The sequence below is a fragment of the Alteromonas sp. McT4-15 genome, assembly GCF_020515205.1.
GTDB lineage: Bacteria > Pseudomonadota > Gammaproteobacteria > Enterobacterales > Alteromonadaceae > Alteromonas.
Window position 1 is genome coordinate 15,809 of sequence record NZ_JAJALG010000019.1, and the last position, 12,461, is coordinate 28,269.

At 44.4% G+C, this 12,461-nt stretch carries 15 protein-coding genes; 3 read left to right on the top strand and 12 right to left on the bottom strand.

Annotated features, from left to right (window positions below; all coding sequences use genetic code 11):
* Positions 1 to 17: 17 nt before the first annotated feature.
* Complete coding sequence (locus LHL20_RS13485) at positions 18 to 1,016, top strand: LacI family DNA-binding transcriptional regulator (protein ID WP_226433672.1); 999 nt, start codon at positions 18 to 20, stop codon at positions 1,014 to 1,016.
* An 89-nt stretch (positions 1,017 to 1,105) separates the two neighbouring features.
* A complete protein-coding gene (locus LHL20_RS13490) occupies positions 1,106 to 1,576 on the top strand; it encodes a nuclear transport factor 2 family protein (protein WP_226433673.1) in 471 nt (156 codons plus the stop codon).
* Between the two features lie 44 nt (positions 1,577 to 1,620).
* Here LHL20_RS13490 and LHL20_RS13495 read toward each other — a convergent pair whose 3' ends face one another.
* The 3 genes from LHL20_RS13495 to LHL20_RS13505 all read right to left on the bottom strand — a co-directional run bounded on the left by LHL20_RS13495 (position 1,621) and on the right by LHL20_RS13505 (position 4,275).
* Positions 1,621 to 2,262 carry an OmpA family protein gene (locus LHL20_RS13495; RefSeq protein WP_159625390.1) on the bottom strand — a complete coding sequence of 214 codons (642 nt, stop codon included), beginning with the start codon at positions 2,260 to 2,262 and terminating at the stop codon, positions 1,621 to 1,623.
* A 399-nt stretch (positions 2,263 to 2,661) separates the two neighbouring features.
* The gene (locus tag LHL20_RS13500; RefSeq protein WP_226433674.1) at positions 2,662 to 3,855 is read right to left on the bottom strand and encodes an HD-GYP domain-containing protein; all 1,194 of its coding nucleotides are present in this window, start codon (positions 3,853 to 3,855) and stop codon (positions 2,662 to 2,664) included.
* Positions 3,856 to 3,918: 63 nt separating this feature from the next.
* Positions 3,919 to 4,275 (bottom strand): MGMT family protein, encoded by a 357-nt coding sequence (locus LHL20_RS13505; RefSeq protein ID WP_226433675.1) that lies wholly within the window; start codon positions 4,273 to 4,275, stop codon positions 3,919 to 3,921.
* 23 nt (positions 4,276 to 4,298) lie between these two features.
* Between LHL20_RS13505 and LHL20_RS13510 the strand changes: the two genes are divergently transcribed.
* Complete coding sequence (locus LHL20_RS13510) at positions 4,299 to 4,886, top strand: tRNA-uridine aminocarboxypropyltransferase (protein ID WP_226433676.1); 588 nt, start codon at positions 4,299 to 4,301, stop codon at positions 4,884 to 4,886.
* Between the two features lie 36 nt (positions 4,887 to 4,922).
* Here LHL20_RS13510 and LHL20_RS13515 read toward each other — a convergent pair whose 3' ends face one another.
* The 9 genes from LHL20_RS13515 to atpE form a co-directional block, all read right to left on the bottom strand.
* A complete protein-coding gene (locus LHL20_RS13515) occupies positions 4,923 to 5,519 on the bottom strand; it encodes a glutathione S-transferase family protein (protein WP_159625382.1) in 597 nt (198 codons plus the stop codon).
* Between the two features lie 82 nt (positions 5,520 to 5,601).
* Positions 5,602 to 6,585: a hypothetical protein gene (locus LHL20_RS13520; protein ID WP_226433677.1), complete on the bottom strand. Its 984-nt coding sequence runs from the start codon at positions 6,583 to 6,585 to the stop codon at positions 5,602 to 5,604.
* Between the two features lie 193 nt (positions 6,586 to 6,778).
* Entirely contained in the window at positions 6,779 to 7,192 is a 414-nt protein-coding gene (locus tag LHL20_RS13525) for a F0F1 ATP synthase subunit epsilon (protein WP_202263008.1), read from the bottom strand.
* 60 nt (positions 7,193 to 7,252) lie between these two features.
* Positions 7,253 to 8,638 (bottom strand): F0F1 ATP synthase subunit beta, encoded by a 1,386-nt coding sequence (gene atpD, locus LHL20_RS13530; RefSeq protein ID WP_159625374.1) that lies wholly within the window; start codon positions 8,636 to 8,638, stop codon positions 7,253 to 7,255.
* 33 nt (positions 8,639 to 8,671) lie between these two features.
* A complete protein-coding gene (gene atpG, locus LHL20_RS13535) occupies positions 8,672 to 9,532 on the bottom strand; it encodes a F0F1 ATP synthase subunit gamma (RefSeq protein WP_159625373.1) in 861 nt (286 codons plus the stop codon).
* Between the two features lie 58 nt (positions 9,533 to 9,590).
* Entirely contained in the window at positions 9,591 to 11,132 is a 1,542-nt protein-coding gene (gene atpA, locus LHL20_RS13540; RefSeq protein WP_159625371.1) for a F0F1 ATP synthase subunit alpha, read from the bottom strand.
* Between the two features lie 13 nt (positions 11,133 to 11,145).
* The gene (gene atpH, locus LHL20_RS13545) at positions 11,146 to 11,679 is read right to left on the bottom strand and encodes a F0F1 ATP synthase subunit delta (RefSeq protein ID WP_159625369.1); all 534 of its coding nucleotides are present in this window, start codon (positions 11,677 to 11,679) and stop codon (positions 11,146 to 11,148) included.
* Between the two features lie 14 nt (positions 11,680 to 11,693).
* Positions 11,694 to 12,164 (bottom strand): F0F1 ATP synthase subunit B, encoded by a 471-nt coding sequence (gene atpF, locus LHL20_RS13550; RefSeq protein ID WP_159625367.1) that lies wholly within the window; start codon positions 12,162 to 12,164, stop codon positions 11,694 to 11,696.
* A 37-nt stretch (positions 12,165 to 12,201) separates the two neighbouring features.
* On the bottom strand, positions 12,202 to 12,432 hold the full coding sequence (gene atpE, locus LHL20_RS13555) for a F0F1 ATP synthase subunit C (protein ID WP_075177146.1): 231 nt from the start codon (positions 12,430 to 12,432) through the stop codon (positions 12,202 to 12,204).
* Positions 12,433 to 12,461 lie beyond the last annotated feature (29 nt).

Genomic DNA, 12,461 nt, shown 5'->3' on the forward strand with positions numbered 1-12,461 from the left:
ATTGAGGTTTTATCGGCGTGGCTACCATTTATCAAGTTGCAGAAAGGGCAGGAGTATCACTATCCACGGTCTCGCGAGTATTAAACGGTAAGTCGACGGTAAACCCTGCTTTAAAGGCAAAGGTTGATAAGGCGGTTGCAGACCTCAATTATCGCCCTAATTCAGTTGCCCGCTCACTAGCGAATAATAGAACAGACAGTATTGGCGTACTTGTACCTGAGTTAAATGCGCCCTTTTTTGGCGACTTAATGCAAGCGGTGGAATCAACTTGTCGTGCAGCGGATAAGCACGTCATTATTACGGTAGGAAAAAATTGTCTGGCTACCGAACAAGATGCTGTGGAATTTCTAATAAGCCGAAACTGTGATGCACTTATCATGCACGCTGAAGCGCTATCCGATGAATACCTTCTTGAGCTTAACAGTAAAAAGCTCCCCATTGCGTTGGTTAACAGGCAAGTTGAGGGTATTGAAGAAGCGTGCACTGTTTTAGACAATGAGAAAGGGGGCTATTTGGCCACCCGCCATTTACTGGAACTTGGTCATAAGCATATTGCCTACATTTCAGGCCCGACAGATAAAGCGGATGCGATGCAGCGTCTTGAAGGTCATAAACGGGCGCTTAACGAAGCAGGTATTGCAGTAAATTCTCAGCTTATCTATAACGGCGATTACCAGGAAGACGGCGGAAAAATCGGATTGTTAGAGCTGTTGGCTCGTGATATGACTTTTTCGGCACTGGTGTGCGCAAATGACTGGATGGCGTCAGGGGCTATTAGCTGCGCCAGAGATCTTGGCATGAGTCTACCTCACGACTTGTCCATTGTAGGGTTTGACGATGTGGTATTTGCACATCACGTATTTCCTCGTTTGACCACAGTGAGTAACCCAGTTGCTGAAATGGCTGAGACCTCTGCCAAATTCATACTAAACAAAGTGTATGGCCAAAAGCATGAAATCAATCGGCTATTTTCACCATCACTCGTGCTAAGAGAATCCACGACTAAGTACGAGTAAAAACTGTTTCATGTGAAACATTATTGTAGACCGTTTGACCGACTATGTAGACGTTAGCCAGTAACAAACAAGCTCTTAATAGGAAAACGATGCGCACTATTATTTTATATCTTACCTGCATACTCTGGACGGCCAGTGCCTTTGCCAATGATGATGCTCGCAAAGTAGGTTCAGTAATAGACAACCTTCACCACATGGCAGCTACCGCAAATTTTGATGGATATTTCGATTTGTACAGTGACAATGCTGTGTTTATTGGTACAGACGCCTCTGAAGTATGGAGCGTGGATGAGTTTAAAGCTTACGCAAAGCCCCACTTTGACAAAGGCACGGGGTGGACTTATCACCCAAGAGATAGACACATTTACTTTTCGCCAGATAACAATGTGGCGTGGTTTGACGAACTTCTCGACAATGAAAGTTTAGGAGAGACCCGTGGCACTGGCGTGCTTATCAAGGTTGGCGATACGTGGAAGATAAGTCAGTATCACCTCACAATACCTGTACCTAACAGCATCGCAGATGATGTCGCTGACCTAATTAAACAAGCGAACAAATAATAATGCCACCCGCAGGTGGCACTAATTTTTTGCTATCAATGCTTTTACGTATTTGATTGAGTAAGCGGTTGAATTTCCATTTCAACACGACGGTTCATTGAACGGTTTGCAGCACTATTGTTAGGCACTTTAGGTGAGTATTCACCCATGCCGACCGTGGTGATCCGCGTTGGATTTACCGAATAGTTGATCAGTAGGTTTTTCACAGCCCCTGCACGACGTTCAGATAGCGATTGGTTATATTGCTCAGCACCAGTGTCATCCGTATGCCCTTTAATTAACAGCACAGTCTTCTCATAGTTATTGACCACTTTAGCCACATCCTGAAGTACAGGATTAAAATTAGGGCTTATATTAGAACTGTCAGTAGCGAAGGTAATATCACCTGGCATGATAAGGCGAAGGTTATCGCCTTCACGTACTACTTGAACACCTGTATCAGACAACTCATTGCGAAGCTCTTCTTCCTGTTTGTCCATGTAGTTACCGATCGCACCACCGGCAATGGCACCTACGGCAGCTCCCCATGCATAACGGCTTTTATCATGGTCACCAGTCGCTTTACCCAGTATTGCGCCAAGCACAGCACCAATTGCAGCACCTTTTTGTGTGTTGTTCGGGTTATTTGCGCAACCCGCTACTGTTAGTGAAGCAGCGATTAATCCTACAGCTAGTGTCTTTTTCATAACGTCCTCTTATCTCGTAAAACGAGCCACATGCGTTGAAGTTAAAGATATGTGGTATTTAATTTCAAACACAATTCAAAACTTTTTGTAATTTTCATTACGGTTATTGGTTAGTACAGCAAAATACATTCCAGAGATTACAACGACTACATTTGCCTGATTGAATAGTCGAGATATCTCCTTGTAAAAGAAGATACACGTTCGCCTTTAAGTGTGGACTAGGCAACATCGCTGTTGTTTGTGTTTACTCTACTATGAGAAACCTGAATACAGGGTTAACAAAAATACGTACAACTCCGTCATTGCCACTCAGTAATAAAAGCGTTGTGAGTGTAAAACCTACAAAGTCAAAGAGACAACGTGTATCTTTTTACCGACATCAAGGTAATATTGGGCTCATCACACATACACGGAACGTTCAAAGAACGCATTGATGTCGATATTGTAATCTGACGCGGTTATTGCCTTAACAATAGTCAAAGACTTATCGGTTTTTAGATCAACATCTTTTGGCGTTAAGTAGTGGCCTTGCTTAACTGAGTAAAATACCTTTACCTCAGGGGTAAGTGGCGAATCGTTTTGATGCATAACCATGGCGAGCCGCTCGTTTGAAAGCAGTACTAAACTGCCTACTGGATAGATACCTAAACACTTAATAAATTGCTGTACGAGATACATATCAAGACGAGTAGGGGCTTCACTCATCAAAATAGAAAAAGCTTTTTGGCTCGACATTCCTGATTTGTAAACTCTATCCGCGGTTAACGCGTCATACATATCAGCAATAGCCAGCATTCTTCCAGCCATGCTTATTTCATCGCCTTTCTTTCCTTGAGGGTAGCCAAGACCATCTAGCCGCTCATGATGCTCAGCAACGGCTTGAATAAGGTGTGGTTGGATATCTGTCTCAAGTAAATGGTCGACGCCATGCTGAACGTGCCCTTTCATGATGTCCATTTCTTCATCGGTTAGTCGACCGGGTTTATGCAATATCTCGTCTGGAATCATTATTTTGCCAAGATCATGAAGAAATCCCGCATAGGATAGTTCATTGACCTCGTTATCTGTCATCCCTAAGTGTTTGGCAAAGTTAGCCAATAAAATAGCTACGTTTAATGAGTGCTCTAGCAAATAATCGTCTTTTTCGCGTATTTTCGTTAAACACAACAATGCATCAGGATTGCGTTCAACCGATTCGACAAGTTTGCTAGAGAACGCCTTTGGAATGCTTCCATCAAAGGGCATTTCTTTTTGAAGATTCTTTTGAAGCGCATGTTGAATGGCCTTGCCCTGTTCGTGCAATTTAACAGCACGTGCCAACTCGGTATCAAAACTCACCGATTTGCTTGCGGTTTGCTTTACCGCGCTAGGTGACGCAACAGCACCTGTACTACTATCTGCATTACTATTTGGATTGAATGCTTTATCAGTATCGATAACTAAGGTTTTTACACCACGCTTTTTTAATGTATTGATAATCGCGTCGGACGTTACCCGCCCCTGATTCGTTATCGATAGCTTGCCTTTTTGCTCTACAATTTGATGAACAAACATACCTGGCTTAAGCTGATCTATTGTGATTTTCTGTAACATACTGCGGTTTACTTAGTTGTTATATCAATAAGAAAGGTACGCCAAGCGGCGCTTTTCGTCGCGTTAATACGTTAGTTCTGTAAGTATAGTGTGTAAATCAGGTCGCCATCCGAATTTCTGCATGCTTATACGATTGTTTTTAACAATGACGCCTTCGATTAACAATCGCTCTCGCTGCTCGTGGGCTTTATCTGAACCAGAAGGAAATGCTATTTTACCGTCAGCACGTACTACGCGATGCCAATTGTGCTCGCCTTTTAATTCTTGTAAGCACTTTCCTATAAGCCTTGGCCTGCCGGGTAAGCCACTTAAGTCAGCAAGCTGTCCGTAACTTACCACTACACCACGTGGAACAACCCGTAATGTTTTTTCAACGCGTTGGTATACGTCTGGATTGACCATAGGTATCATTACCTTCATGTGAACGACATTAAGAATAGGACATGCGCGAATTCTGCCCCCATTGTCACTATCCCAAAAAAACTTGCCTTTGTGAGCATATTCGCATTATTCAAACCGCTTTACAGGTGATTATTATTCAGCACCCAAAAGAAGCGACGCATGCCAAAAACACCGCAAAGCTGGTAGCCTTGAGTATACCATCCACTCGCATTATTCATGCTAACGATAGTCAAGCCATGCATGCATTAGCCACATCATGCGATGCCGCTTCTACGTTGTTGGTTTATCCCAGTGAAACCAGTCAATCTATAGAGGCACTATCAAAAGTTGATAGAAAAGACATAAGTACCATCGTATTGATCGATGGTAGTTGGAAACAAGCATTTGGCATAGTAAAGCAGAATCCTTGGTTACAAGCATTACGTGCGGTTCACTTTTCCAATGCTCCGTACTCAGACTATGTCATTAGGCACACATCGTTAGCTCATGCGCTTTCTACACTTGAAGCAACGGCCTATAGCTTGTCGTTGTTGGAACAAAAAGACCTTTCTGCGCTCCATGCACTCCAGCACGCAATGCAGAGTAAATGGCAAGCACCTAAAGCACATTTAAGAGAACCCCAGAAATAGTGCTATTGGCGTCACATACAGGCCTATAGAGTAACGCTATTGCATTGCAATAAAGCCTTGTTGCTCTTTTACCAAGCCAATCCAATTTCGAATAGCAGGGTATGCTGATAAGTCGAAGCCCCCTTCATGCGCTACATGGGTATAAGCAAATAGAGAAATGTCTGCAAGACTCAACGTATCACCAATGAGGAAAGGCGTTTGTTTAAGTTGCTTTTCCATGACTTCCAACGCTCGATAGCCGCCTGCTTGCTTTGACTCAAACTCGGCGCGTTTATCATCGGGCAGACCAAGATATAAATTAATGTACCGTGCTACCGCGATATAAGGCTCATGGCTGTACTGCTCAAAGAACTGCCATTGTAGTACTTGGGCATAGGTATAGGGCGTAGAAGGCAACAGCGGCGTATTGGAGGCTAAATAGTGCATGATTGCATTGGACTCTGATAACACGCGGCCGTCATCAAGCTCAAGAATAGGGATCTTTCCGTTGGGTGACTTTTCTAAGAACGCGGAAGTGCGTGTTTCACCTTTGAGAATATCTACGTCAACCCATTCACAGCTTTTACCTAACAGGGATAGCAATAATTCGAGTTTGTAGCAGTTGCCTGACCGCTTATCTCCATAAATTCTCACGTGAAAAGTCTCATTAATTAAATTTTGAATTTTATAGTAGAGAAGGTTTGGTCAAATTTAAAGCAGTATAAAGGGTGCGAGTTTAATAGTAGGTGAGATGAATTAACCACTCAGTCAACAATAACACCAGCCAGGAAACGGGGATCAACGTAATACACGCCGCTATTCTGGCTTTGTCTCGAGGAGAAAATGCTCTGAATCGATAACTCGATAGTGTCTCTTTCTCACTTTCCATTTGCTCAATGTTTTTTCCAAAACCACTGTCGTTATCAAGTGCACACTGCCTGATACCTTCTGCAATGTCATTTTCTAGTTCATTAAGCAGTTTATTTTGTTCACTTTCTAAAGAACGTCTAAGTTTAATAACGGGTAAAAAAAGGAATATTAGGACTGTAGCGGTAAACGACGATACAACTAACACATCAATGATGGGAATATCTTTTTTGAGCCAAAAAATGGGAAAAATAGCGAGGGCACCAACGGCAAAAATGCTATTTGTAGTCCCTAAACTGAGGATGGCTGACAGTGAATTAAGCCTATCGCTATTCGCCTCAATAGAAGGCATAACGTTGTTTTTCAGATAATTGATGTTGGACGACATTTGGAATAAAAACAACAACGCGATAAACCAAAAGGGCACAGCTGTTGCGGTTAGCATGAGTACGTGCAACTCTTGCTTTACGGAGATCAACCCTTCAAACACACAATACACCACAGTGATCATAATGGACAAAATCATTGCGTTGAAAATTTGGTGTTTAAAATGAGCGGTGAGTTTGTCGCGATGTGACGTAAAATGACTCAGCCTATTTGCTCTCACCAACAGCGATACTAACGTACTTGCAACGTTTTGCTGCATCAGTCGTAATGCAAACCAAAAGTAACCGGTAAGTGCAGACATCCCGATAGCTGAGTTAAAGTCGCGTTGCGCTCTGATATCACCAGCGGCGGGCCAGTCAAGTGCGCCGGTTAAAAAATGAATCATCAAGAGTACTAACGAAGTAAGCAGGGGAAAGAGTCCAGCGGATGACCCTCTATCTGTATTTGAATAAGAACTAAACTTCATTATTAATCTTTACGTAGTTTGCTGCTTGTATCTGAACCCTACAGCCAAATCTGTGCTAAAAACCCACTAACCATAAGTCATTAGCATGTCATATAGCAATAGAAATAAGCGTAACAAACTATGAATGCCTACTTTTCAAACGACCAACAAAAAACCCGCCAAAAGGCGGGTTTTTATAATAATAGCTGCTCGCTTATTTGCGTAACTTCTGAATAAGGCGAAGTTGTGCAATTGCCTCTGCCAGCTCATGAGCGGCTTCAGCGTAATTAAAGTCAGCGCCTGGGTTGGCGATGTGCTCTTCTGCACGTCGTTTGGCTTCTTGTGCCGCCTGCTCGTCAAGATCTTCAGCTCGAACCGCAGTGTCAGCTAGAACGGTGACGTTGCCAGGTTGTACTTCTAGTACACCACCAGCAACATAGATTACTTCTTCTTCACCGTGCTGTTTAACCAAACGCACCATACCAGGTTTAATAGCAGAGATAAGTGGCGCGTGTCCTGGGTGAATACCCAGCTCACCTTCGCTACCTGTCACTTGAATCGTTTCAACAAGACCAGAGAAAATTTGTTTCTCTGCGCTTACTACGTCCAAATGTACTGTCATTGCCATGTGAACCTCCTGATTAGGTACGTTAGCACTGTATGGGGCTAGCTATCGCTAGCCTCACCATTATGCTTTCTTGGCTTTCTCTAGCGCTTCGTCGATAGAACCAACCATGTAGAAGGCTTGCTCTGGAAGGTGATCATACTCACCGTCTAGAATGCCTTTAAAACCACTGATTGTGTCTTTAAGCGATACGTATTTACCAGGTGCACCGGTGAATACTTCTGCTACGAAGAACGGCTGAGATAGGAAACGCTGAATCTTACGAGCACGTGATACCACTTGCTTGTCTTCTTCAGATAGTTCGTCCATACCAAGGATCGCGATGATGTCTTTCAGCTCTTTATAACGCTGAAGAACAGTCTGTACGCCACGTGCTACGTCATAGTGCTCTTGACCGATTACTAGCGGGTCTAGCTGACGAGACGTTGAATCTAGTGGGTCTACCGCAGGGTAGATACCAAGAGACGCGATATCACGAGAAAGTACTACCGTTGCATCCAAGTGAGCAAAGGTTGTCGCTGGAGATGGGTCAGTCAAGTCATCCGCAGGTACGTATACCGCTTGGATTGAAGTGATTGAACCAGTCTTCGTTGACGTGATACGTTCCTGAAGTACACCCATCTCTTCTGCAAGAGTAGGCTGGTAACCTACCGCAGATGGCATACGACCTAGAAGTGCTGATACTTCAGTACCTGCTAGGGTATAACGATAGATGTTATCTACGAAGAATAGTACATCACGGCCTTCGTCACGGAACTTCTCAGCCATTGTTAGACCAGTTAGTGCAACACGTAGACGGTTACCTGGTGGCTCGTTCATCTGACCGTATACAAGCGATACTTTATCAAGTACGTTTGATTCGTTCATTTCGTGATAGAAGTCGTTACCCTCACGAGTACGCTCACCAACACCTGCGAATACAGAGAAACCGCTGTGCTCGATTGCGATGTTACGGATAAGCTCCATCATGTTTACGGTTTTACCTACACCCGCACCACCGAATAGACCAACTTTACCACCCTTAGCGAATGGACAAACCAAGTCGATTACTTTGATACCAGTTTCTAGTAGTTCTACCGAGCTAGACTGATCTTCGTAGCTAGGCGCTTCACGGTGAATAGACATACGCTCTTCTTCACCAATTGGGCCAGCTTCGTCGATTGGGTTACCCAATACGTCCATGATACGACCTAGTGTCTTCGTACCAACTGGAACCATGATTGGATTACCGGTATTTTCTACTGTAAGACCACGTTTTAGTCCGTCAGTAGTACCTAGTGCGATGCCACGAACAACACCGCCACCTAATTGCTGTTGCACTTCCAGGGTTAGACCTGACAAGTCACCTTCGGTAACTCGTAGTGCGTCATAAACTCTTGGAACCGCATCTTGTGGAAACTCAATGTCCACAACGGCGCCAATGATTTGGACGACCTTACCTTGACTCATAATTTGTCCTCGTTATCTCTTTTAAACCTTTGCCTACACCGCTGCGGCACCGCCAACAATCTCACTAATTTCTTGAGTGATTGCGGCTTGACGCGCTTTGTTATATACCAGTTGTAACTCATCAATAAGGTTACCGGCATTGTCGGTTGCTGCCTTCATGGCAACCATTCGCGCAGCTTGTTCTGACGCTGCGTTTTCTACAACACCCTGATACACCTGAGACTCAATGTAACGAACCATTAGTGCTTCCAAAATCTCTTTTGGATCTGGCTCGTAGATGTAGTCCCAACGATGTTGATATTCTTCGTCTTGTGACTTTGGCAAAGGCAATAACTGATTGATCACAGGTTTCTGTGTCATGGTGTTAACGAAGTCATTGAATACCAAGAATACTCGGTCTAATTTTCCTTCGTCGTACGCTTTAAGCATAACGCGCACAACACCTACTACATCGCTTACTGACGGCTTGTCACCCAAACCAGATTCAGCGGCCAACAATGTACCACCAAAACGGTTGAAGAAACTGCACGCCTTAGAACCTAATGCAGCAAAATCTACTTCTACACCCTGGTCGCGCCATTTCTTCACGTCCTGAGTTACAAGCTTAAATTCGTTGGTGTTTAAACCACCACATAAGCCTCGGTCAGTAGAAATCACAATATAACCAACACGCTTGACTTCACGCTCTTCCAAATAAGGGTGGCGATACTCAAGGTTACCGTTAGCAATGTGACCAATCACTTTTAGCATGTTTTGTGCGTATGGGCGGCCAGAGGCCATGCGTTCCTGCGCCTTTTTCATTTTAGACGCAGCAACCATTTCCATCGCACTGGTAATTTTTTGAGTATTCTTGATACTCCCAATCTTACCTTTAATCTCTTTACCGCTGGCCATGACTATCTCTCCGATTACTCAACGAAATGTGCTGGTGGATAAACACCAGCACCATTGATTACCAAGTTTGTGTCGCTTTAAAATTAGTTAAAGCGTCGTTCAACTTAGAGGCAATCTCGTCGTTGTAGTTACCTGATTCGTTGATAGTCTTCATCAGCTCAGCATGTTCGCTGTTCATGTAAGAGTGAAGAGCAGCTTCAAAATCTAGGATTTTGCCAAGCTCGATGTCCTTAAGGAACCCTTTCTCTACTGCGAACAGTGAAACACCCATGTCAGCGATAGAAAGTGGAGCGTACTGTTTCTGCTTCATTAGCTCAGTAACGCGCTCACCGTGTTCTAGCTGTTCACGAGTTGCATCATCAAGGTCAGAAGCGAACTGCGAGAATGCCGCTAGTTCACGATACTGAGCTAGGGCTAGACGGATACCGCCACCCAACTTCTTGATAATTTTAGTCTGTGCAGCACCACCAACACGAGATACCGAAATACCAGCGTTAACCGCTGGACGGATACCTGCGTTGAACAAGTCAGTTTCTAGGAAGATCTGACCGTCAGTAATCGAGATTACGTTAGTAGGTACGAATGCTGATACGTCACCTGCTTGCGTTTCGATAATTGGAAGCGCAGTAAGTGAACCAGTTTGACCTTTAACTTCACCGTTAGTGTAACGTTCTACGTATTGCTCGTTTACACGTGCAGCACGCTCTAGTAGACGTGAGTGAAGGTAGAATACGTCACCTGGGTAAGCTTCACGGCCTGGTGGACGCTTAAGTAGTAGTGAGATTTGACGATAAGCAACAGCTTGCTTAGACAAGTCATCATATACGATTAGCGCATCTTCACCGCGGTCGCGGAAGTATTCACCCATAGTACAACCAGAGTAAGGCGCTAGGTATTGAAGCGCTGCAGACTCAGAAGCAGAAGCAGCAACTACGATAGTGTGCTCAAGTGCACCGTGCTCTTCTAGCTTACGTACTACGTTAGCGATAGTAGACGCTTTCTGGCCAACCGCTACGTACACACACTTAATGCCTGTACCTTTTTGGTTGATGATAGCGTCAACAGCCATAGCTGTCTTACCACACTGACGGTCACCGATGATAAGCTCACGCTGACCACGACCAACTGGGATCATAGCGTCAACTGACTTATAACCAGTTTGGATTGGTTGGTCTACTGATTGACGCTCGATTACACCAGGTGCAATTTTTTCAACTGGCTCAAAGCCCGCTGCGTCGATCGCACCTTTACCGTCGATAGGCTCACCTAGCGTGTTAACAACACGACCAAGTAGGGCGTTACCAACTGGTACTTCTAGGATACGACCAGTAGATTGTACTTTTGTGCCTTCTTGTAGGTCTGCGTACGGACCCATTACAACCGCACCAACTGAGTCTCGCTCAAGGTTTAGTGCAATTGCGTAGCGGCTTCCAGGAAGCTCGATCATTTCACCTTGCATTACATCTGCAAGGCCATGAATGCGGATAATACCGTCAGTAACTGCGACGATAGTACCTTCATTGCGTGCTTCACTGGTTACATTGAACTGTTCAATTCTTTTCTTGATCAGTTCAGCAATTTCAGTGGAATTAAGTTGCATGCTCTTATCCCCGTTATGCTTGCAACGCGTCTGCTAGACGGTTCAATTTCGACTTTACGGAACCATCAATGACTGTATCGCCGGCTTTAATAACCATTCCAGCGATAAGGGCAGGGTCCACGTTACAATTAAGCTTCACTTTACGTGCCAAACGTTTTTCCAAAGATGCAATCAACTCACTTTGTTGTGCATCTGTCAGCGTTGATGCTGAGGTTACGTCCACTTCTACTTCTTTATCGTACTCTGCTTTAAAGGCATCGAACATAGTAGAAATTTCAGGCAACGCGGCTAAACGTTTATTCTCAGCCAATACCTTCACAAGGTTTTGACCGTGTTCGTCGAGTTGCTCACCACACACATTATTGAAAATGTCGGCTAGCGTATCAGCGGCAACAGCACCAGATAATAACTGGTGCATGTCATCGTTTGCTGCTACTGCGCCTGCGAAGGCGAGCATTTCTTGCCATTTTGCAACGGCATCTTTCTCGACAGCAAAATCGAAAGCAGCTTTAGCATAAGGACGAGCAACGGTTGTCAATTCAGACATGGCTCATCTCCCTATTAAAGCTCAGCGACAAGTTTTTCAACAATGTCGTTTTGTGCGCTTGCATCGATTTCACGTTGTAAGATTTGCTGTGCACCAGCGACTGCAAGAGCAGACACTTGCTTGCGCAAATCTTCTTTGGCACGATTGCGTTCAGCTTCAATCTCGGCATAACCAGAAGCGATGATTTTCTCGCGTTCCGCATGGCCTTTTTGCGTTTCTTCGTCAACCAATTGGTTGGCACGCTTTTTAGCCTGCTCGATAATTTCAGCTGCTTGCGCTTTCGCATCTTTAAGCTGCTCAGTAGCTTTCGCTTGAGCTAGCTCTAGGTCTTTCTCTGCACGTTCAGAAGCTTCAAGGCCATCGGCAATCTTCTTCTGACGTTCTTCAATCGCTGCGATTAGCGGCGGCCATACATATTTCATGCAGAACACCACGAACACAGCGAAGGCGATTAATTGACCAATAAAAGTGGCGTTAATATTCACTATCGCCTCTCCTCATAAAAGTTCGCTAGAGTATGAATTAAAGTAGGTACTGAGGTGGAGCGAACAATAGGAATAGTGCGATACCAACACCGATCATCGCGATAGCATCGATTAGACCTGCTACGATGAACATTTTAACTTGTAGTTGTGGTGCAAGTTCTGGTTGACGAGCAGCAGACTCTAGGAATTTACCACCTAGAAGACCGAAGCCGATAGCGGTACCAAGAGCACCCATACCAATTAGGATAGCAACTGCGATTGCAAGCATGTTTAAATCTCCGATTTAAAGTTTAGTTA